This window comes from Ralstonia sp. 25C, from assembly GCF_051904805.1.
Lineage (GTDB): Bacteria > Pseudomonadota > Gammaproteobacteria > Burkholderiales > Burkholderiaceae > Ralstonia.
This window is the reverse complement of sequence record NZ_CP196737.1, coordinates 3095471-3116692: the sequence shown is the minus strand read 5'-3', so window position 1 is coordinate 3116692 and position 21222 is coordinate 3095471. Positions and strand designations below refer to the sequence as shown.

The window sequence follows — 21222 nt, the reverse complement described above, 5'->3', positions numbered from 1 at the left end:
CGAAAAGGCCGATTTTATCGTACCGGCCCGTGGGTCTTACTTGTTGCGGGAGGATTTGCCTTGGGCTTCGTGCCACTGCGCATCTAGCTCGCGCAGGTGCCGCAGCTTGTCGCCGATCTTGCCTTCCAGCCCGCGCGGTGTCGGTACGTACCAGTTCTGCGCGGGCAGATCGTCGGGAAAGTAGGTTTCGCCGGCAGCGTAGGCCTCGGGCTCGTCGTGGGCGTAGCGGTAGGCGTGGCCGTAGCCGAGTTCCTTCATCAGCTTTGTCGGCGCGTTGCGCAGGTGCACGGGCACCGTGCGTGACTTGTCCTGGCTGACGAAGGCACGCGCCGCGTTGTAGGCGTTGTAGCCGGCGTTGGACTTGGGGGCGATGGCCAAGTAGATCACCGCCTGGGCCAGCGCCAGTTCCCCTTCCGGTGAGCCAAGGCGCTCGTACGTCTCGGCGGCATCCAGCGTGATGCGCCCGGCGCGGGGGTCGGCCAGACCGATGTCTTCCCATGCCATGCGCACAATGCGGCGCGCAAGGTAGCGCGGATCGGCGCCACCATCCAGCATGCGGCAGAACCAGTACAGCGCTGCATCCGGGTCGGAACCACGCACGGATTTATGCAGCGCGCTGATCTGGTCGTAGAACGCATCGCCGCCCTTGTCGAAGCGGCGCAGGTTTTCGGACAGCGCTGAAGCAAGCAGGGCCTCATCGATGATCGGCACCGCGTCGCCCTCGGCTTGCGCACGCGCGGCACGGGTGACGATCTCGACGTTGTTGAGCAGCTTGCGGCCATCGCCATCGGCAGACGCAACGATGGCGTCGAGCGCGGCGGGCGTCCATTCCAGCCCGCCCAGTTCCTGGCGCGCACGTTCGGCCAACTGCTTGAGCTCATCGTCCGACAGGCTCTTGAGCACGTACACCGCCGCGCGCGACAACAATGCTCCATTCACCTCGAACGACGGGTTCTCAGTCGTCGCGCCGATGAAGGTGAACAGCCCGCTTTCCACGTGCGGCAGGAAGGCATCCTGCTGGCTCTTGTTGAAGCGGTGGACTTCGTCGACAAACACCAGCGTGCGGCGACCGTTGGCGCGGAACTGCTCAGCGCGTTCCACCGCTTCGCGGATGTCCTTCACGCCCGACAGCACGGCAGACAGCGCGATGAACTCCGCGTCGAAAGCGTTCGCCATCAGCCGCGCCAGCGTGGTCTTGCCCACGCCCGGCGGGCCCCAGAGGATCATCGAATGCGGCTCACCGGAGGCAAAGGCCACGCGCAGCGGCTTGCCCGGCCCCAGCAGGTGCTGCTGGCCGATCACCTCATCGGCGGAATGCGGGCGGAGGCGCTCGGCCAGCGGCATATGAGCCGGCGCATCCGGGAAGAGAGAAGCAGAAGCGTTCATGCGGGGATTGTCGCAGAAACCGGGCGCACCCCCGGCGCCCCATTACGCATCAGTTCGACGCGCGCTGCACCAGCCCCATGAATTCCTTGGACGGCAGCGGCCCGTGGCATGACTGCGATCCGTCGGGGGAACGCAGCAGCAACCAGACGCTCTCGCTGGCGGGCGGCTGAACGACGAACGGCTGGCGCGCGGAAGCCTCCGGCAAGCGCGGGTCGACCGGCGCCTGGATCGGCACCACCTGACCGGCATGGCCCTTCACCAGCGCGCTGCATTCGGCGCTCGGCAACTGAGTCGCGCGCAGGAAATCCTTGTTGACCAACGCCTCGGCCAGCACCGTGTCGGGCGCCGTGAGGAAGGAATCGACGTCAAAACGCGATGCGCTGGTCGACGCGCACCCGGAGATCGCTGCCACCACCGCCGCAATGGCAGCAGTCCGTTGCAGCGGCGTGAACGTTGGCAAAGGCATGGTCGGTCTCCCTGTCAAGGACAGTAACGGCGCCGGCCCGCACGCGTCATTGCTTGATCACGTCGGCGCCCTTGGGCGGCGTGAAGCGGAACGCGTTGGCCGGCAGTTGCGGATTCTTCTGGATGTTCGAGAACGTCAGCAGCGTGGTGTTGCCAAAGGCGTCACGCAGCTCCATCCCCTGCAGCTCGCCACCGCGGAAACCGATAGCGATGCGCTCGAATTGCGTGTCCTTGGCCTTGGGCGTCAGTTCGGCCCAGTCGATGCCGTCCTTGGTGCCGCCTTCCTTGAGCGTGAAGTTCTTCGCAAGGTCGTTGCTACCGAATAGGATGGCGGCCGGGCTGGAACCCAGCGATGCATCGAGCTTGCGCTCCGTCACCTGGTTCAGGTCCTTGTCGAAGATGTAGAGCGTTTGGCCGTCAGCCGAAAGTTGCTGATCATACGGTTTCACATAGCGCCAGACAAAGCGGCCCGGGCGCGAGAAAACGAAATCGCCGCTGGACGTACCGGCCACACGCAGCGGATTGCCGTTGGTACCGCCCTTCACTTGCCGCTGCACAAACTCGCCGCGCGCGGTGCTGACATTGCTCACGAAGGCGTTGAGCTGTTCGACCGCACCCGCATAGGCACCGGCCGACCACGCCGCCAGCGATACCAGCCCGGCGGCCATCAGGTGACGTGCTTTCAACACAAACATAGGAATCCCGGTCATCAGTTGATCTTGTCGTTAGTAGCCGGCCGCGCCGGAACATTCCACTGGCGCGGTAACGCGATGTAACCGCAACATGCGGGCAACGTCATTCCTCTTCGACGACGTTGCCGTTGCGGTTGGGCGCCAGGATTTCGCGGTTGCCGTTGCCCGACATGGCGGACACGAGCCCCGCCTTTTCCATGTCTTCCAGCAGGCGTGCGGCGCGGTTGTAGCCGATGCGCAGGTGACGCTGCACCAGCGAAATCGACGCACGGCGGTTCTTGAGCACCACGTCGACGGCCTGGTCGTACAGCGGGTCGGCCTCGCCGCCACCGCCGCCAACAATGCCTGCGCCACCGCCAAACCCATCGCCACCGCCCTCGTCGGCAACACCGCCTTCGAGGATGCCTTCGATGTAGTTCGGCTCGCCCTGCGATTTGAGGTTGTCCACCACGCGGTGCACTTCGTCGTCCGACACGAAGGCTCCATGCACGCGCACCGGCAAACCCGTGCCGGGCGCCAGATACAACATGTCACCCATGCCCAGCAGCGCCTCGGCGCCCTGCTGGTCGAGAATCGTGCGCGAGTCGATCTTGCTGCTGACCTGGAAGGCGATCCGCGTGGGCACGTTGGCCTTGATCAGGCCGGTGATCACATCCACCGACGGACGCTGCGTCGCCAGCACCAGGTGGATGCCGGCTGCACGCGCCTTCTGCGCAATCCGCGCGATCAGCTCTTCGACCTTCTTGCCGACCACCATCATCAGGTCGGCCAGCTCGTCGATCACGATGACGATCATCGGCAGCTTGTCGAGCGGCTCCGGCGCATCAGGCGTGAGGCTGAACGGGTTGGGGATCTTCTCTTCGCGCGCGGCGGCTTCTTCGATCTTCTTGTTGAAGCCGGCCAGGTTCCGCACGCCCATCTTGCTCATGAGCTTGTAGCGGCGCTCCATCTCACCCACGGCCCAGTTCAGGGCGTGGCCCGCCTGGCGCATGTCGGTGACGACCGGGCACAGCAGGTGCGGAATGCCCTCGTAGATGCTCAGCTCCAGCATCTTCGGGTCGATCAGGATCAGGCGCACCGCATCAGCCTTGGCCTTGTACAGCAGAGACAGGATCATCGCGTTGATCCCGACCGACTTACCCGAACCCGTGGTACCGGCCACCATGCAGTGCGGCATCTTGGCCAAGTCCGCCACCACCGGCTTGCCTGCGATGTCCTTGCCCAGCGCCATCGTGAGCTGCGAAGCGCTCTCGTTGTAGACCTGCGAGCCGAGAATCTCCGACAGGCGCACGGCCTGACGCTTCGGATTCGGCAGTTCCAGGCCCATGTAGTTCTTGCCCGGAATCGTCTCCACCACGCGGATCGACACCAGCGACAGCGAACGCGCCAAGTCCTTCGCCAGGTTGACGATCTGGCTGCCCTTCACGCCCGTGGCCGGCTCGATTTCGTAGCGCGTAATGACCGGGCCCGGATAGGCCGCCACCACCTGCACTTCCACGCCGAAGTCCTTGAGCTTCTTCTCGATCAGGCGCGAGGTGAACTCGAGCGTCTCGGCGCTCACGGTTTCCACAACCGGCGGGATCGGGTCGAGCAGCGCCAGCGGCGGCAGGTCGGAGTCGTGGATGTCGACAAACAGCGGCTGCTGCTTCTCGCGCTCCACACGCTCGCTCTTGACCACGGCCGTCGGGCGCACGATCTGCACCGGCGGCGATTCTTCGATGCGCACGCGGCGAGTTTCGACCACCTCTTCGCGCTCGACCTTGGCCGCCTCGCCGATGGCGCGATCCTGCTTGCTCTCGCGGCGCGTCTTGAAGCCGACAAAGAGCATCTCGACGCCCGCGCCGATCTGCTCGGCCAGGTTCAGCCACGAAAAATGGAAGAACAGCGACAGCCCGACCAGGAACGTGAACAGCAACGCCAGCGTGCCGCCGGTAAAGCCCAGCGAATGCTGCATCGCCCCACCAATCACATCGCCCAGCACGCCGCCAGGCGCACGCGGCAGCTTCATGTGCATGCTGTACATGCGAATGGCTTCCAGACCCATGCTGGAGGCCAGGATCAGCGCAAAGCCGATCCACGTGACGCTGGCGTCCACGCGCGGCATGGCAGTACGTGGCAAGCGCTCGTCCGACATCAGTTCGCGCCAGCCACGCCAGACTCGGCGCACCAGCAGCACCGCCCACCAGTAGGCGGACGCGCCAAAGACAAACAGCAGCAGGTCTGCCAGCCACGCACCTACGCGGCCGCCGAGGTTGCGGATTTCGTCGACCTGGCTGGCGTGGGTGAAACCGGGGTCGGCCCGGTTGTAAGACAGAAGGATGATCAGGAAGGCGATGGTCACCGCCAGCAACAGGAACCAGCGGACCTCCCCCAACAGCCGCCCAATGCGGGACGGCAGTGCGGAGGGATCGGTACGGGTTGTCGGAGTGGTGGAAGCTCGAGCCATGCGGGAGACGGGTGCGCCGCTTGGCAGTAGGCCGCGCGGCTTAAAGACAGCACAAATACGATGCCAACGATTGTAACGCGGCCCTATCACCGCCATTGGAATTTACAACCGGGCGGACGAGGGGGGGCCACTTTATAATGGCGGCCGTCACCCTCACCTACCCTGCACGGCGATCGCTTCACCCCACGCGCCGCGCAACTACGGAACGCATCATGGCAAAACACGCAAAAGTGCTGATCCTCGGCTCCGGCCCCGCCGGCTACACGGCCGCGATCTACGCAGCCCGAGCCAACCTGAACCCCGTGCTGGTCACCGGTCTGGCCCAGGGCGGCCAGCTCATGACCACCACCGACGTGGAAAACTGGCCCGCTGACAAGGAACACCTGCAAGGCCCCGAGCTGATGCAGCGCTTCCTGGAGCACGCAGAGCGCTTCAACACTGAGATCGTGTTCGACCACATCCACACGACGCACCTGAACGAAAAGCCGATCCGCCTGGTGGGCGATTCGGGCGAATACACCTGCGACGCGCTGATCATCTCCACCGGCGCCTCGGCCCAGTACCTGGGCCTGCCGTCGGAAGAAAAGTTTGCCGGCCGCGGCGTCTCCGCCTGTGCCACCTGCGACGGCTTCTTCTACAAGGGCCAGGAAGTGGCCGTGGTGGGCGGCGGCAATACCGCCGTGGAAGAAGCGCTGTACCTGGCCAACATTGCCAGCAAGGTCACGCTCATCCACCGCCGCGACAAGTTCCGCGCCGAGCCGATTCTGATCGACCGCCTGCATGAGCAGGAGAAGAAGGGCAAGATCGAGATCAAGACCAACATGGTCCTCGACGAGATCCTGGGCGATGACTCCGGCGTGACGGGCGCCCGCCTGAAGGGCACCAACGAGAACGAAGGCAAGACCGAAGAACTCAAGGTGGCAGGCGTGTTCATCGCCATCGGCCACAAGCCGAACACCGACATCTTCCGCGGCCAGCTCGACATGAATGACACGGGCTATATCACCACGAAGAGCGGTCTGGCCGGCATGGCTACGGCCACCAACATTCCCGGCGTGTTCGCTGCCGGCGACGTGCAGGACCACATCTACCGCCAGGCCATCACCAGCGCCGGCACGGGCTGCATGGCCGCGCTGGACGCCCAGCGCTACCTGGAAAGCCTGGAATAAGCCGCACCTCACCGCAGGTTCTGGCAGCGGCCGATGGGAAACCATCGGCCGTTTTGCGTTGGAACGTTCGGCGTGCGGCCTGCGGCGCATTCGTATAATCCACGCACGCTCGACCCTGATTCGCCTCTCGCCATGAAACGTGCCCCCACTCCCCCTGCCAAACTCAGCCTGACCGATCTGGCCAAGTTGCGCGACCAGCTCAAGGTTGAGACCGAGGCACGTGAGGCCGAACGCCAGCGCGCTGAAGAAGCCAAGCGCAAGGCCGCTGAAGAGGCCAACGTGTTCCGCGCCAGCATCGGTGAAGTGAGCGCGCTGCGCCAGAACAAGCGTGTCGAACATCCACGCAATCCACCCGCGCCCGACCCGGTGCACTCTCGCGCCGAGGACAAACGCGTGCTGGATGCCTCCCTGTCGGACGAATTCGACGTCGACAATCTGCTCGACACCGACGACACCCTCTCCTACCGCCGCCCCGGCATCGGCGAAGACGTGCTGAAAAAGCTGCGACGCGGCGAATGGGCGACGCAAGACCAGATCGACCTGCACGGCCTGCGCCGCGAAGAAGCACGTGAGGCATTGGCAGCCTTTCTGCGCCGGGCGGTGCAACGCGGTATCCGCTGCGTGCGCGTGATTCACGGCAAGGGCCTCGGTTCGCCCGACAAGACACCCGTGCTCAAGGGCAAGGTGCGCTCGTGGCTGGTGCAGAAGGAAGAAGTGATCGCCTTCGTTGAGCCGCGCAACACGGCAGGCGGTGCCGGCGCAGTGCTGGTCCTCCTGCGGCAGCCGCACGGCGCCTGATCGCTTCTCTATCCCAACAACAAGAACATTTCATGCACGTCGGTCGTCTGCAATTGGTCATGCACTGGATGGAGATCCTCGCGGTCTTCTCGTTTGCCATCTCGGGCTTGGCCGAGGCGAAGCGGCGCCGGCTCGACGCCGTGGGCGCCTTCATCGTCGCGTTCCTCACGGCGTTTGGCGGCGGCACGCTGCGCGATCTGCTGCTCGATCGCCGGCCGTTCTACTGGGTGGAGCACCAGGACTATCTGATCGCGCTGTTCGCGATGAGCCTGTTCGCCAACTGGGTGATCCGGCTGGTGAGCCAACTGGTGTCGGATCGCGTGCTGATCGTGGCCGACGCCATCGGCCTGGGCCTGTTTGGCGTGCTGGGCACGCAGCTGGCGCTGGATGCAGGCGTGCCGGTGTTCGTGTCGGTGATGATGGGCGTGATCACGGCGGCCTTCGGTGGCCTGCTGCGCGATGTGGTCTGCAATGAGGTGCCCATGCTGCTGCGCGACAACCACCCATACGCGACTTGCGCCTTTGTCGGGTGCTTCCTCTATGTCGGGCTGACGTTCACGGACCTGCTGCCGAGCGTGGCCGTGGTGATCGCCACGCTGGCGATCGTGATCGGGCGGCTGGTGACGCTGCGCTGGAACATCACCCTGCCGCGTTGATCAATGCTGAATCGACGCTGACCGGCACAGGCGCGCCGGTCATTACGCTCGCTTAAACAGCGGCTTCGTCCTTCTCGCCGGTGCGGATGCGGATCACCTGCTCCACCGGCATCACAAAGATCTTGCCGTCGCCGATCTTGCCGGTCTTGGCAGCCTTGACGATGGTGTCGATGACGTGCTCGACCTGGTTGTCGGCCACCACCACCTCGATCTTGATCTTCGGCAGGAAGTCGACCACGTATTCGGCACCGCGATACAGCTCGGTGTGCCCCTTCTGACGGCCAAAGCCCTTCACTTCGGTGACGGTCAGGCCGGTCACCCCCACGTCGGCGAGCGACTCGCGCACTTCGTCCAGTTTGAAGGGCTTGATGATGGCGGTGATCTGTTTCATGGGTGTCTCGCTAACTAGTTGGTGAGGTATTCAAGCGTCCAATAATACTGGAGCCGGTTAATGCGCACATCGTGGGCGATGCCGGCCACCGCCTGCAGCAGGGTCGGATCATCGGGAAAGTTTTTCAGCACGTCGTGCTCGGTGCCGTCCTGCAGAGGACGACGCTGCCAAGTGTTGCCATGTTCGTCGCGATAGGCGATGGGCGTGCTGGACCCCGGCACATACTGGTTATCAAACCACAACACGCGCACGCCTCGGCCGAGCACGTGGTGCAACTCCTCAACATGCTGACGCAGCTGCTGCAGCGGCACATGCGACCACCAGCAGCCCGCCGTCATCACGTCGAACGTGCCGGTTGCAAACGGCAGCGCGTTGTTGTCGGCCCGCACAAACGATGCGCCGGCAATGCCCTTCGCGTCTGCAATGCGCAGCACGGTGTCGTTGTAATCAGCGCCGACGACGCTGCGCGCATCCGTCATCGCTTCGGTCCAGAAGCCAGTGCCGCACGCCAGGTCGAGCACCCGTGCGCCGCGCGTGAGGTCACGCACGCGGGCCTTCAACCACGCCAAATCGTCCTGCCGCTCCGGCTTCGCATAGATGCGTTCGTATTCGGGGGCGCGTTTGGCGTAGTAATCGAGCATGGGATTTGTCGCTCCTGACTTATTCCTTGAACCGCGACGTGATCGGATACCGCCAGTCGCGCCCGAACGCCCGCTGCGTCACGCGGATGCCCACCGGCGCCTGGCGGCGCTTGTACTCGTTGATCTTGATGAGCCGCACGATCTTCTGCACGTCGCCTTCCGCAAACCCGGCGGCAATGATGTCGGCCACGGGCTGGTTCTGCTCCATGTAGCGCTGCACGATGGCATCGAGCGCGTCGTATTCGGGCAGGCTGTCCTGGTCGGTCTGGTTCTCGCGCAGCTCGGCCGACGGCGCACGCGTCAGGATGCGCTCCGGAATCACCTCCGACAGCGTATTGCGGTAGCGGCACAGCCGGTAGACCAGCGTCTTGAAGATGTCCTTGATGACGGCGAAACCACCGGCCATATCGCCGTACAGCGTGCAGTAGCCGACCGCCATTTCGCTCTTGTTGCCGGTGGTCAGCACGATGCGGCCGGACTTGTTCGATAGCGCCATCAGCAGCGTGCCGCGGATGCGCGCCTGGATGTTTTCTTCCGTCGCGTCTTCGGGCAGGTTGCGGAACTCTTCCGCCAGCGCGCCCTTGAACGCGTCGAACATCGGGCTGATGGCAATCTCGTCGTACTGCACGCCCAGGCGGGCCGCCATGTCGCGCGCATCGACCCAAGAGATATCGGCCGTGTAGCGCGAGGGCATCATCACCGCGCGCACGCGATCGGCGCCCAGCGCATCGACCGCAATTGCCAGCACCAGCGCCGAATCGACGCCGCCCGACAGGCCGATGATCGCGCCTGGGAAGCCGTTCTTGCCGAGGTAATCACGCACGCCCAGCTTGAGCGCCTCGTACACCTGCGCCTCCAGCGAAGCCTCGGGCACGATCGTGCCGGGCAGTGCCCTGCCGCCGTCGAACTGTACAGTGCCGACGCCTTCGGCAAACTGGGCCATCTGCACGACGACCTTGCCCTCGGCATCGAGCACGAACGAGCCGCCGTCGAACACCAGTTCATCCTGCCCACCGACGAGGTTCGTGTACACGTGCGGCAAGCCCGATTCCTTCACCCTCGCGCCGATGATCTGCTCGCGCAGGTCTTCCTTGTCGAGGTGATACGGCGAGGCGTTGGGAATCAACACCACTTGCGCGCCGGCTGCCTTGGCGTAGGCCGTGGCCGTGGGGTACCAGGCGTCTTCGCAGATGATGACGCCGAAGCGCGTGCCATCGACCTCGAACACGAAGGGCTCGGTGCCGGGCTGGAAGTAGCGCTTCTCGTCGAAGACTTCATTGTTGGGCAGCTCGAGCTTGTTGTAGCGGCCGACCAGGCGGCCATCGACTGCCACGGTGCAGCTATTGGTGGGCTTGGGCAGCACGCCGGGCGCGGGCGCTTCCAGCGAGATCTGCGGGTGCCCGATCAGCACGTGCAGGCCGGGGAAGGCCGCCAACTCGGTGATGAGCGCATCGAGCGCACGCGCGCTGGCGTCAAGGAATGCCGGGCGCAGCAACAGATCTTCGGGGGGATAGCCGGTGAGCGACAGCTCCGGCGTGACGAGGATGCGCGCACCAGCCTGGTGCGCTTCGCGCGCAGCAGCGACGATGCGGGCAGCATTGCCGGCGAAATCGCCGACGGTGCAGTTGATCTGAGCGAGAGCGACAGTGACGGTCATGGGGGCAATGTGGATTGCAAGCGCGGCATCCAGGGCTGGAATTAGAATCGGCGCATGACCTCTCGCCCTCTCGTTCCCGAGCCCCAAGTGCGCGCTGGTTCGCGACACGAATTGACCGATTATCGCACGCGACTTGTGACCGATCTGCGCGACATCGGCCGCGATGCGTGGGATGCCCTGCTCGCCCTGCAGCCCGAGGCGACGCCGTTCCTGCGCTTCGATTTCCTGCACAGCCTGCATGCGAGCGGCAGCGCCTCGCCCGATACCGGCTGGTCGCCGCAATACCTGACGCTGTGGGAAGACGGCCCGGATGGCGAAGAAAACGAAGTGCTCGCCGCCGCCGTACCGCTGTATGTGAAGGGCCACTCGTATGGCGAGTACGTCTTCGACTGGGCCTGGGCCAACGCGTATGCGCAGCACGGGCTGGAGTACTACCCGAAGTGGTTGTCTGCGGTGCCCTTTACACCCGTGCAAGGGGCACGGCTACTGGCACGTGACGCCGCCGCCCGAGCCGCGCTGCTCGACACGCTGCTGGCTGTGGCGCGGCAGAGCGGTTTATCGTCGCTGCATGTGCTGTTTCCGACGGCAGACGAGGCCGAACAGATGCGCGCCGCAGGCATGCTGTTGCGACAAGGCGTGCAGTTCCACTGGTGTAACGCGGGCTTTGCCAGCTTTGATGACTTTCTTGCCGCGCTGGAGCAGAAGAAGCGCAAGAACATCCGCGCCGAGCGCCGCCGCGTGCGCGACGCGGGTATCACCTTCCGGCACGTCCCCGGCGCTGCCGCCACCGATACCGACTGGCGCTTCTTCCACCGCTGCTATCGCACCACCTATCGCGAGCACCACTCATCCCCGTATCTGAACTTGGAGTTCTTTCGCCAGATCGGGCAGACGATGCCGGAGAACCTGCTGCTGGTGATCGCCTCGCGCGACGGCAACGACATCGCCAGTGCCCTGCTGGTGGTGGATGCGCGGCCGGAGGCTTCCGTCATGTACGGCCGCTACTGGGGCGCGGTCGAACACCACCCCTGCCTGCACTTCGAGACCGCGTATTACCAGCCCTTGTCGTACTGCATCGAGCACGGCATCCGCACCTTCGAAGGTGGCGCCCAGGGCGAGCACAAGATGGCGCGCGGCTTCGAGCCGGTAGCGACGCTGTCCGCGCACTGGCTCGCGCATCCAGACTTCGCCGATGCGGTGGGACGGTTTCTCGACCGGGAAACGGCCGGCATGGAAGCGTATCTGGACGAGCTGACGGACCGCTCGCCATTCAGGCAACGGCAGGAATCCGATTAACGAGGGAAGAACGGCGAGGGCGGGAAAAACTGCGTCCGCACGAACGGCGGACGCGGGGGCGAAGCTTAGCGCGCAGCGGGCTTTTGCTGGGGAATCACGCAATGCGTCATGTTGGCATCGGTGGATACGGCAGCCGGCGCCACGGCACGCTCACCGGCATGGGCAGCATCCGACGGGCCCACCAGTAGCGCCCAGACGGTAAATGCGGCCATGGCCACAGCGGAAAGCACAGGAACGACAACGGTCTTGTTCAACATCGCAGTACCGAGGGTGGGAGTCAAACTTGACCGGCAGTCTAGAGGCGTCGTTTCCGGCGGGCAAATAAGCGTTTCTTAAATCTCTGTGTAGCGGGATTACGATAGTTGAATTATGCGGAATTCATAATTCCATCAAAAAAATGCATACTTAGCGCCTGATCCCCCGTAGATGCCCATGCCATGCGGGTTGGCAGGGCATCACATTGCGGCAGCGACGGCCGCCTCGCAAAAAAAATCCCGGCGTTCCTTCCGGAAGCCGGGATCTGTCTGACACGCCGTACAGCAAAATCGCCAGATGGCTTACTTCTTATAGTTGGCGACGCCGTTGACGATTTCCTTATGGGCTTCTTCGATACCGCCCCAGCCTTCGACCTTGACCCACTTGCCGGCTTCCAGCGCCTTGTAGTGCTCGAAGAAGTGCTTGATCTGGTCCAGCAGGTTCTGGCCGATGTCCGACAGGTCGGTCATGTGGGCGGTGGCCGGGCTCAGCTTGTTGACCGGCACGGCCACCAGCTTGGCATCCACGCCGGATTCGTCCGTCATCTTCAGCATGCCCAGGGCGCGGCAGCGAACCACGCAGCCGTGGATCAGCGGGAACGGCGTGACGACCAGCACGTCGACCGGGTCACCGTCGCCGGACAGCGTCTGCGGGATGAAGCCGTAGTTGGCCGGGTAGCGCATGCCGGTGCCCACGAAGCGGTCCACGTGCAGCATGCCCGTTTCCTTGTCGGCTTCGTACTTGACCGGATCGCTCTGCGCCGGAATCTCGATGATGACGTTGAAGTCGTTGGGAATGTCCTTGCCCGGCGAGACGTTGTTGAAGCTCATGGAAATGCTCCGGAATGCGCGAAGTGCGTAAAAACGCGACGCAAATGGTTGAAAAAAGGTCAAAAACCGTCGGCGGGCATTATAGCCCCTGGCGCCTCGCCCCCCCCTACCCCCGGCCCGCCCGTGCGAAAATCACGCGTTGCCGATCTTCTGCAGGAACCCCCCATGCACGCCCAGCACTTCATCGCCAACCGCTTGATGTCGCCCGATTCGGGCATGCGCATCAAGGTGTTCGACCCGTCTGACGGCCAGCCCTTTGCCGAAATCGCCCGCGGCAACGCCACCGACATCAACGTGGCCGTGCATGCTGCGCGCCGCGCATTTGATGGCGTGTGGGGCCAGTTGCCCCCCGCCGAACGCGGCCGGCTGCTCATGCGCGTGGCCTTGCGCCTGGCCGATCACGAAGAAGAACTGGCCCGCCTCGAAGCCCGCGACACCGGCAAACCCATGCGCCAGGCCCGCGCCGATGCGCGCGCCATCGCCCGCTACTTCGAGTTCTATGCCGGCGCGGCGGACAAGCTGCACGGCCAGACCATCCCCTATCCGGCGGATACCACCGTGCTCACGATCCGCGAGCCGCATGGCGTGACGGCGCACATCATCCCGTGGAACTACCCGATGCAGATCTTCGGGCGCAGCGTGGGCGCCGCATTGGCGGCGGGCAACGCCTGCGTGGTCAAGCCGGCCGAAGACGCCTGCCTGTCGATCCTGCGCGTGGCCGAACTGGCTGCGGAAGCTGGGCTGCCCGACGGCGCACTCAACGTGGTGACCGGCTACGGCCACGAGGCAGGCGCGGCCCTGGCGGCGCATCCGGGCGTCAACCATGTGTCGTTTACCGGGTCGCCGGAAACCGGCAAGGCCATCGCGCGGGCGGCGGCCGAAAACCACGTGCCCGTCACGCTCGAGTTGGGCGGGAAATCGCCGCAGATCCTGTTTGCGGATGCCGACCTGGAAGCGGCGATTCCCGCCGTGGTCAACGGCATCATCCAGAACGCCGGGCAGACGTGTTCCGCCGGCAGCCGCGTGCTGATCGAGCGCAGCGTGTATGAAACCGTGCTGGACCGGCTTGCCACGGTATTCGAGGCCATCAAGGTGGGCCCCTCGTCGCTGGATCTGGACTGCGGCCCGCTCATCAACCCCAAGCAACAGCAGCGCGTGTGGGATTTCGTCTCGGATGCGCAGCACGCCAACATCCCCGTCATGGCGCAGGGCATGGTCGTGCCGGATGCGCCCGAAACCGGCTATTACCAGGCGCCGATGCTGCTGCGCGACGTGCCGCACACACACCGCCTGGCACAGGAAGAAGTCTTCGGCCCCCTGCTGGCCGCCATGCCGTTCGACACCGAAGCCGAGGCGCTCACGCTGGCCAACGGTACGCCGTACGGTCTGGTCGCCGGTGTCTGGACGCGCGACGGCGCCCGACAAATGCGCCTGGCGCGCAAGCTGAAGGCAGGCCAGGTCTTCATCAACAACTACGGGGCCGGCGGCGGCGTGGAGTTGCCGTTCGGCGGCACAGGCCACTCGGGCCATGGCCGCGAGAAGGGGTTCGAGGCGCTGTACGGCTTCACCACCTTGAAGACCATCGCCATCCGCCACGACTAAAGCCGACCACCACCAACGCAAGCGCCCAGACGGTGTGGCCGTTCCCTGCCCTAGATGGCGCCTTGAATTTATGTTGCAGGGAGGAAAAAGAAGGGAGGCCTGTCTGAGCGCAGCGAGTTTGCCTCCCTTCCCTCCCTGCGACAGAAATTCAAGGAGGGGGTCGCCATCTCGGGCGCGCCTTTCTTTGCTTACTTTCTTTGGCAAGACAAAGAAAGTGAGTCGCCCCCGGCAGGGGGTGAAACAGGGGATGCACCAACAGCATCAACCACCTCACCAATAAGCATTCAGACAAGGAGACACCATGCGGCTCACCGGCAAGATCGCCATCGTCACCGGCGCGGGTTCGGGGTTCGGCGAAGGCATCGCCCATACCTTCGCCCGTGAAGGCGCGCGCGTCATCGTCAATGATCTGAATGCCGAGGCCGGCGAGCGCGTAGCCAATGCCATCCGCATCACGGGAGGCGACGCACATTTCGTGCAGGCGGATGTGTCCAAGGGCGATTCCGTCGCCGCGCTGCTGGGCGAAACGCTGGAGCGCTATGGCGATCTGCACATCGTCGTGAACAACGCCGGCACCACGCACAAGAACAAGCCGATCCTGGAAATCACCGAAGACGAGTTCGACCGTGTGATGGCCGTGAACGTGAAGTCGATCTACTGGACGGCGCACCACATGGTGCCGCATTTCCGCGCGCGCGGCGGCGGCGTGTTCGTCAACGTGGCGTCCACCGCGGGCATCCGGCCGCGACCAGGGCTCGTTTGGTACAACGCCAGCAAGGGCGCGGTCATCACGGCCAGCAAGGCGATGGCGGCCGAGCTGGGACCGGACAAGATCCGCGTGAATTGCGTGAACCCGGTGATGGGCGCCACTGGCCTCATCGAACAGTTCATGGGCATGCCCGATACGCCCGAGAACCGCGCCCGCTTTCTGGCGACGATTCCGATGGGGCGGCTCTCCACGCCGCAGGATGTGGCCAATGCGTGCCTCTACCTGGCGTCGGACGAGGCCGAGTTCATCACCGGCACGTGCCTGGAAGTGGATGGCGGGCGCTGCGTATAAACCCTGTTGCCGGGGCAGCGTGGCGCAGCGCAGAATGCGGTGGCGGTTTTCCGGGCCGAGGTAGGTAACGAGTCGTACTCGGCCTGAACTCACAACAACGCTGGAGACCCGATGGCCACGACGACCCCACCCACCTCACCCACTCCACCGGCCAGCGGCGCAGGCACCCTGCCCCAATCCGCCAGTGCGTTTGAAGAAGCCACCTACCGCAAGGTGAGTTGGCGCCTGATTCCCTTCCTGCTGCTGTGCTACGTGGTTGCGTATCTGGACCGCGTGAACGTTGGCTTTGCCAAGCTGCAGATGCTCAACGACCTCAAGTTCAGCGAGACCATCTACGGCCTGGGTGCGGGCATCTTCTTCATCGGCTACTTCCTCTTTGAAGTGCCGAGCAACGTGATCCTGCACCGCGTGGGCGCGCGCCTCTGGATCGCGCGGATCATGATCTCGTGGGGCCTGATCTCGGCCGCCATGATGTTCGTGACCACGCCGGCCATGTTCTATGTGATGCGCTTCCTGCTGGGCTTGGCCGAGGCTGGCTTCTTCCCGGGCATCATCCTGTACCTCACGTATTGGTATCCGGCGGCGCGGCGCGGGCGCACCACCACGTTCTTCATGACGGCGATTGCGCTGTCGGGCGTGATTGGCGGCCCCATCTCGGGCTGGGCGATGAAGGCATTTGCCGGTGTCTACGGCCTGGCCGGCTGGCAATGGATGTTCCTGATCGAGGGCATTCCGTCGATCATCGTCGGCATTGCCGTGCTGGCCTACCTGGACGACCGCATCACCCACGCCAAGTGGCTGACCGACGAAGAAAAGGCCCTCCTCACGCGCAACATCGCCGCCGAAGACGCCGAGAAGGAAGACCCGCCCATCCGCACCGTCATGGCCAGCCCGCGCGTGTGGCTGATGAGCCTGATCTACTTCACCTTCGTGATGGGCCTATACGGCGTGAGCTTCTGGCTGCCGACGCTGATCAAGCAGACCGGCGTGGCCGATCCGTTTGCCGTGGGCCTGCTGACCGCGATTCCGTATGGGGCGGCCGTCATCGCCATGGTCCTGGTCGCACGCAGTGCCGACCGTCTGCGCGAGCGCCGTTGGCATATCGCCATCCCTGCTGTGGCGGGCGCCATCGGGCTGATCCTGTCAGCCGTGTGGCACACCAACACGACGCTGGCGATGGCCGCACTCACGCTCGGCACCATGGGCATCCTGACCACGCTGCCGCTGTTCTGGAGCCTGCCGACCGCCTTCCTGGCCGGCACGGGTGCGGCCGCCGGCATTGCGCTCATCAACTCGCTGGGCAATCTGGCGGGCTTCCTCAGCCCCTACGCCGTGGGCTGGCTCAAGGATGCGACCAAGAGCACGGACTCAGGCATGTACATGCTGGCCGCGTCGATGGTGCTGGGGGCGATCCTGACGCTGTCGGTGCCGGCGCGCATGGTGAACAAGTAGCCGCGCCGCCGTACCGCCACCAATGAAAAAGGCCGGGTTCCCCCGGCCTTGTTTCATTTCACGGCAAGCAGCGCGCTCTGCCGGTAATGTCGCTGCGCCTCTTCCGGGCGTTCGGTCTGCTCATACATCTGCGCCAGCGCCAAATGCGCATGCGCACGCAGGTTGCCGTGGTGATCGGCGTCGGCATACTTCAGCGCCGATTCCAGGCTCGACTGCGCCTTGCCCCAGAGCTGCTCCTTGAAGCACAGCATGCCCAGCGTGTAGAACAGGTCGGCATCCACCGGATGCTGCGTCAACCATTTCTCGGCCTGCTGAATGAGCGGCAGCGCTTTGCCAGGTACGGCGCAATCGGCATAGCGGCGGATCAGGCGGCCGTCCCAATGCGCTTTCAGGCCATCTTCGACGATGCGCTTGGCGTCGTCCGTGCGACCGAGCTGCGCGAAATACAGTGCAGCCTGTGACGCGATACGCGGCGAGCGGCGTTCTTCGGTGGTCAGCTCGCGCCAGAAGCTGTTGAGCGCATCGGCATCGTGGCGACGCTCGGTCAGCAGGGTCTCGCAGGCCATCTGCTTGAGGCGCGCAGCCAGCACAGCGTGGATGGCGTTGCGCTTTTCCAGCGCGCGCGTCAGACGCAGCACCTCGCTCCAGTTCTTCAGATGCTGGTGCGCGCGCAGGGCAATACGCTGCGCCTGGATCTGGCGAGAACCCTGCGATTGCAGTTGCGCGATCTTCTCCAGCGCGCCTTCGGCATCGCGTGCATCGACCAGCAATTCCGCCATCGACACGAGCTTCGCTTGCTCACGGTCGGGCGAGTTGACCTCGGCCATCCATGCGTCGCGGCGATCGGTTTCTTGCATGCGGTGCGCAGCGCGGGCGCCGATCAGCGCGGCGGTTTCGCGTTGCGCGTCCCACGCCTGTGCTTCGCGCGCGAGGCGCTCGGCGCGGCCGAAGCGGCCCGCGAACAGGCTCTCCATCGCCTCACGCAGCGCAGCCGAGGCCTTCAGGATGCGATTGCGCTCGCGATACGCCGCGGCACGCGCCGGCATGCCCGCCACGTGGTGGAACAAGCGCATCACCAGATGCAGCGCCACGAACGTCGCCAGCAGCACGGCAAGCACGAAATTGAGCGACATCTCCACCCGGTACGGCGGGTAGAACAGCACAACGTTGCTCAGGTTGAGTTCGGTAAACAACGCCAGCCCGACGGCGGCAGCAAACAGCAGCGCGACCCAGAATACCCAGCGCATGCTCACTCCTTACTATCCAAACCGCGCTGGCCGCGGGCGGCCGCAAGGCTGTCAACCAGCGTCGGCACCTGCAGCGTGCCGACCGCCGAGCGCACTTGCGCCAGCTGCGTCTGCACCGTGGTCACGCGCGGCGATTGCACGTCGAAGTAGCGCGCGAGCAGCGTGTCGGCGCGACCGAGGTCTGCGCGGAACACCGCATCGTTGCGCGAAAGCAGTGCCAAACGCGCATTCATCAGACGCAGCTTGAGGTTTTCGCGCAGGAACCACGCTTGATCGGAAGACAGCAGCAGCGCCTCGGTCTGGTCAACGCGGCGCACCTGCACGATCTGGCTCAGCTCGCCGCGCAGGTCGTCCCACAGGCGTCCCCACCAGGCGCGCACGCCCACAGACCATCCCGTGCCTGCCTGTGCCGCTGATGCGGCCGGCGCCGAAGCCGGTGCTGCGTGGGCCTTGGCATTCTTGGCCGATTTTGCTGAGGCGGCATGCGGTGCCTGTGCGGCCTGCTCGGCCTCCAGCGGCTGTGCAGCGGAAACCAACGGCAACGTATCGACGGCGCTGATGGCATCATCCAGGCGCCCGGCGGCGCTCGACAGGTCAATCGACGGCATCGCCTTGAGCTTGGCAATGTCGCGCGCCACAGCACGACGGATGGCAACGAACTGCGGCTTGTCGATGGTGGCCAGACGCGCATCAATGGTCTGCAGCGCAGCCAGTGCACCGGCCACGTTGCCGGTCAACTGCAACTGGTCGGCGGCCACTTCCAGCGAATGTTCGATTTCCGCACGCTGCCAATCGTCGCGATTGCGCAGCAAGTCTTGGCTGGCCTGTTCGAGTGCGGACTGGCGGTCGCGGGTTTCCGTGGTGCGAGCGTCCAGCGCGCCGAATTTTTGCTGCAACTGGGCAACCGCATCCTGGTCCGCGCGAGACAGCACGCGCATTTCCTGCGCCAGGGCTTCATTCTGCTGCGCGCGCTGGCGGATGTCGCGCGCCAGGCGTTCATTGCGCACCTGCAACGCAGCCACGGCGGCCACCACCACAACCAGCACGGTCCAGATCAACCAGCCGCCACGACGCGGCGCGTGGTTGACAGTCATGCTGGGGGCAAAGGCAGCGGGTGTGGGTGCAGGCGTGGGGATCGGTGCCGGGCTCGGCGTGGCGGCCGCGGGCGTCGGCGCCGGAGCGGACGAGGGAACAGGAGTCTGCGTCACGGTGGAGGAAGGAAGAGGAGTATTCGATTCAGTTGGTGCCGGTGCTGCGGACAGCGCCGTCACCGGCCCCGCCCATGCGAGCACGCTGGCGAGCAGGCGGTCGTCACCGGCACCGGTGAGCGTGACATTGCGAAAGCCCAGCGACTGGGCTTGCTCAACGATGCGCGCGTGCGATGCAAAGCAAGGCGCGCCGTGCAGGGTTTCAAGATCAGCGGGCGTCAGGTTGGCGCGCGCCAGGTCGTCCAGATTGCGGACGGCCTCGGAGCTGGTCAGCGTCCACGCATGGCGGCCGGCCAGTACGATCCGCAACGCATTCCATGCCGCGGCATCGGGCACGGGCACGCTGCGGCGATAGGCTTCCACCGCGCGCACCGAGACACCGGCTTCACGCAGTTGATCCGCCAGCCATTCGCGGCCGCCGTTGCCGCGCACGATCAGCACTTCGCGGCCACGCAGCGATGCCACGTCGAGTTGGGCATACAGCGCTTCGGAATCCTGCCGCGCGTCGTCGGCATGCGTGTCGGGCCGAATCACGCGATGCGCGGGCGGCGCAACGCCGTGCGTGGCGAGGGCCTGCGCGCTGGCGGGGCCCACCACGGCCACCGGCACTTCCTGCGGCCAGCGGAACCCTTCCGGCATGGCGGCAAACGCCTGCTGCACGGCATTAGGGCTGACGAACACGACCAGCGCATAGCGCGACGGATCGCTCAATGCGGCGCGCAGATCCTCGAGATTCGGCGTCGGCGCAATATCGAGCAGCGGGAATTGGTGGGTGCGCAGCCCGTGACGCTCCAACGCAGCAACCAGCATGGGTGCCTGCGCGCGCGGGCGCGTCACCACCACCACGGGCGGTTCGGCTGGTTTAGCGGCGGAGGGCGCGCTGGATGAGGGTGGCAAGCGATCGTCCATAGCGTGCCGTAGAGATTAGGTTGCGGGCGGGGTGTCGGCGCCGATCATGGCGAGAATGTCGCGCGCGCCACCGTCCAGCATCTGCTGGGCAACGCGTGCGCCCAGCGCATCGGCTTCGGCCAGCGTGGTGGGCGCGGCTTCGCCGTCGGCGGCCAGCTTGCGCGTACCGTCTTGCGAGGCCACAAACGCGCGCAGGCGCAACGTGCCGGCATCCGACCATTGCGCGAACGCTGCCAGCGGTACCTGGCACGAACCGCCCAGCATGCGCGAGACAGCGCGTTCGGCCGTCACGGCCAGCGCGGTGCGTGTGTCATGCAGCGGTGCGAGCGCGGTCTGTACATCAGCACGGTCGGCGCGGATTTCGATACCCAGCGCGCCCTGCCCGGCGGCCGGCAGCGATTCTTCCGGTGCGATGGTCGAGCGGATGCGATCTGTCAACCCTAAACGCTTGAGCCCCGCAGCAGCGAGGATGATGGCCGCGTAGTCACCGCGATCCAGCTTGCCGAGGCGCGTATCCAAGTTGCCGCGCAACGGCTGAATGACCAGATGCGGAAAGCGTGCACGCAGCGAGGCCTCCCGGCGCAGGCTGGAGGTGCCGACCACCGCGCCCGCCGGCAACGACGCCAGATCAGCGTAGTCGTTGGACACGAACGCATCGCGCGGGTCCTCGCGCTCCAGCAGGGCAGCCAGCACGAAGCCTTCGGGCAGTTCCATCGGCACGTCCTTGAGCGAGTGGACGGCCAGGTCAGCCCGCCCCTCGGCCAGCGCGACTTCCAGTTCCTTCACGAACAAACCCTTGCCCCCTACCTTGGCGAGCGAGCGATCGAGAATCTGGTCACCGCGCGTGGTCATTCCCAGGATGGACACGTCGCACGCGGGATAGTATTTTTGCAATGCAGCACGCACGTGTTCGGCTTGCCAAAGTGCAAGCCGGCTTTCGCGCGAGGCGATGACCAGCTTGGTCGGCGCCTGGGCTGCAGGAGTCGTTGCAAGCTGGGATTCGACGGAAGTCGGGCGGGCATGAGAAGACATGCGGCAATGGTAGCACGCAGCTTTTTCGCC

General features: G+C 65.0%; 19 protein-coding genes. 7 read left to right on the top strand and 12 right to left on the bottom strand.

What is annotated here, in order from left to right; all coding sequences use genetic code 11:
* Nucleotides 1-36: 36 nt before the first annotated feature.
* The 4 genes from ACS7SF_RS14625 to ACS7SF_RS14610 form a co-directional block, all read right to left on the bottom strand.
* Complete coding sequence (locus ACS7SF_RS14625; protein WP_439892768.1) at nucleotides 37-1344, bottom strand: replication-associated recombination protein A; 1308 nt, start codon at nucleotides 1342-1344, stop codon at nucleotides 37-39.
* A gap of 91 nt (nucleotides 1345-1435) precedes the next feature.
* Nucleotides 1436-1852: a hypothetical protein gene (locus tag ACS7SF_RS14620; protein WP_439890445.1), complete on the bottom strand. Its 417-nt coding sequence runs from the start codon at nucleotides 1850-1852 to the stop codon at nucleotides 1436-1438.
* Nucleotides 1853-1898: 46 nt separating this feature from the next.
* Complete coding sequence (lolA, locus tag ACS7SF_RS14615; RefSeq protein WP_439892767.1) at nucleotides 1899-2546, bottom strand: outer membrane lipoprotein chaperone LolA; 648 nt, start codon at nucleotides 2544-2546, stop codon at nucleotides 1899-1901.
* A 100-nt stretch (nucleotides 2547-2646) separates the two neighbouring features.
* Nucleotides 2647-4989: a DNA translocase FtsK gene (locus ACS7SF_RS14610; RefSeq protein ID WP_439890444.1), complete on the bottom strand. Its 2343-nt coding sequence runs from the start codon at nucleotides 4987-4989 to the stop codon at nucleotides 2647-2649.
* 212 nt (nucleotides 4990-5201) lie between these two features.
* Here ACS7SF_RS14610 and trxB point away from each other — a divergent pair, with 212 nt between their 5' ends.
* From trxB to ACS7SF_RS14595, 3 genes are all read left to right on the top strand, one after another.
* Nucleotides 5202-6158: a thioredoxin-disulfide reductase gene (trxB, locus tag ACS7SF_RS14605; RefSeq protein WP_439890443.1), complete on the top strand. Its 957-nt coding sequence runs from the start codon at nucleotides 5202-5204 to the stop codon at nucleotides 6156-6158.
* A 132-nt stretch (nucleotides 6159-6290) separates the two neighbouring features.
* Entirely contained in the window at nucleotides 6291-6956 is a 666-nt protein-coding gene (locus ACS7SF_RS14600) for a Smr/MutS family protein (RefSeq protein WP_439890442.1), read from the top strand.
* 32 nt (nucleotides 6957-6988) lie between these two features.
* Nucleotides 6989-7612: a trimeric intracellular cation channel family protein gene (locus ACS7SF_RS14595; RefSeq protein ID WP_439890441.1), complete on the top strand. Its 624-nt coding sequence runs from the start codon at nucleotides 6989-6991 to the stop codon at nucleotides 7610-7612.
* A 52-nt stretch (nucleotides 7613-7664) separates the two neighbouring features.
* Here the strand turns inward: ACS7SF_RS14595 and glnK are convergent, their stop codons facing one another.
* Genes glnK through ACS7SF_RS14580 form a run of 3 tightly spaced genes read right to left on the bottom strand, consistent with a single transcriptional unit; the run spans nucleotide 7665 to nucleotide 10301 of the window.
* Entirely contained in the window at nucleotides 7665-8003 is a 339-nt protein-coding gene (gene glnK, locus ACS7SF_RS14590) for a P-II family nitrogen regulator (RefSeq protein WP_039597077.1), read from the bottom strand.
* 14 nt (nucleotides 8004-8017) lie between these two features.
* The gene (locus ACS7SF_RS14585) at nucleotides 8018-8644 is read right to left on the bottom strand and encodes a class I SAM-dependent methyltransferase (RefSeq protein ID WP_439890440.1); all 627 of its coding nucleotides are present in this window, start codon (nucleotides 8642-8644) and stop codon (nucleotides 8018-8020) included.
* A gap of 19 nt (nucleotides 8645-8663) precedes the next feature.
* Nucleotides 8664-10301 (bottom strand): NAD+ synthase, encoded by a 1638-nt coding sequence (locus ACS7SF_RS14580; RefSeq protein WP_439890439.1) that lies wholly within the window; start codon nucleotides 10299-10301, stop codon nucleotides 8664-8666.
* A 54-nt stretch (nucleotides 10302-10355) separates the two neighbouring features.
* On the opposite strand from ACS7SF_RS14580, the gene ACS7SF_RS14575 reads away from it, so the two are divergent.
* Nucleotides 10356-11597, top strand: a complete 1242-nt coding sequence (locus ACS7SF_RS14575; RefSeq protein ID WP_439890438.1) for a GNAT family N-acetyltransferase — start codon at nucleotides 10356-10358, stop codon at nucleotides 11595-11597.
* 65 nt (nucleotides 11598-11662) lie between these two features.
* On the opposite strand, the gene ACS7SF_RS14570 is transcribed toward ACS7SF_RS14575, so the two are convergent.
* Both ACS7SF_RS14570 and ppa read right to left on the bottom strand, forming a co-directional pair.
* Nucleotides 11663-11854 carry a hypothetical protein gene (locus ACS7SF_RS14570; RefSeq protein WP_439890437.1) on the bottom strand — a complete coding sequence of 64 codons (192 nt, stop codon included), beginning with the start codon at nucleotides 11852-11854 and terminating at the stop codon, nucleotides 11663-11665.
* Between the two features lie 300 nt (nucleotides 11855-12154).
* A complete protein-coding gene (gene ppa, locus ACS7SF_RS14565; protein WP_439890436.1) occupies nucleotides 12155-12682 on the bottom strand; it encodes an inorganic diphosphatase in 528 nt (175 codons plus the stop codon).
* 165 nt (nucleotides 12683-12847) lie between these two features.
* Here ppa and ACS7SF_RS14560 point away from each other — a divergent pair, with 165 nt between their 5' ends.
* The 3 genes from ACS7SF_RS14560 to ACS7SF_RS14550 all read left to right on the top strand — a co-directional run bounded on the left by ACS7SF_RS14560 (nucleotide 12848) and on the right by ACS7SF_RS14550 (nucleotide 16796).
* Nucleotides 12848-14284, top strand: a complete 1437-nt coding sequence (locus ACS7SF_RS14560; RefSeq protein ID WP_439890435.1) for an aldehyde dehydrogenase family protein — start codon at nucleotides 12848-12850, stop codon at nucleotides 14282-14284.
* Between the two features lie 301 nt (nucleotides 14285-14585).
* Complete coding sequence (locus ACS7SF_RS14555; protein ID WP_439890434.1) at nucleotides 14586-15344, top strand: SDR family oxidoreductase; 759 nt, start codon at nucleotides 14586-14588, stop codon at nucleotides 15342-15344.
* 111 nt (nucleotides 15345-15455) lie between these two features.
* On the top strand, nucleotides 15456-16796 hold the full coding sequence (locus ACS7SF_RS14550; protein WP_439890433.1) for an MFS transporter: 1341 nt from the start codon (nucleotides 15456-15458) through the stop codon (nucleotides 16794-16796).
* Nucleotides 16797-16849: 53 nt separating this feature from the next.
* Here ACS7SF_RS14550 and ACS7SF_RS14545 read toward each other — a convergent pair whose 3' ends face one another.
* Genes ACS7SF_RS14545 through hemC form a run of 3 tightly spaced genes read right to left on the bottom strand, consistent with a single transcriptional unit; the run spans nucleotide 16850 to nucleotide 21192 of the window.
* Complete coding sequence (locus tag ACS7SF_RS14545) at nucleotides 16850-18043, bottom strand: heme biosynthesis protein HemY (RefSeq protein WP_426397543.1); 1194 nt, start codon at nucleotides 18041-18043, stop codon at nucleotides 16850-16852.
* A gap of 2 nt (nucleotides 18044-18045) precedes the next feature.
* Nucleotides 18046-20160 (bottom strand): fused uroporphyrinogen-III synthase HemD/membrane protein HemX, encoded by a 2115-nt coding sequence (gene hemDX, locus ACS7SF_RS14540; RefSeq protein WP_439890432.1) that lies wholly within the window; start codon nucleotides 20158-20160, stop codon nucleotides 18046-18048.
* A 15-nt stretch (nucleotides 20161-20175) separates the two neighbouring features.
* Nucleotides 20176-21192, bottom strand: coding sequence for a hydroxymethylbilane synthase (gene hemC, locus ACS7SF_RS14535; RefSeq protein WP_439890431.1), 1017 nt, complete (start codon nucleotides 21190-21192; stop codon nucleotides 20176-20178).
* Nucleotides 21193-21222: the final 30 nt, after the last annotated feature.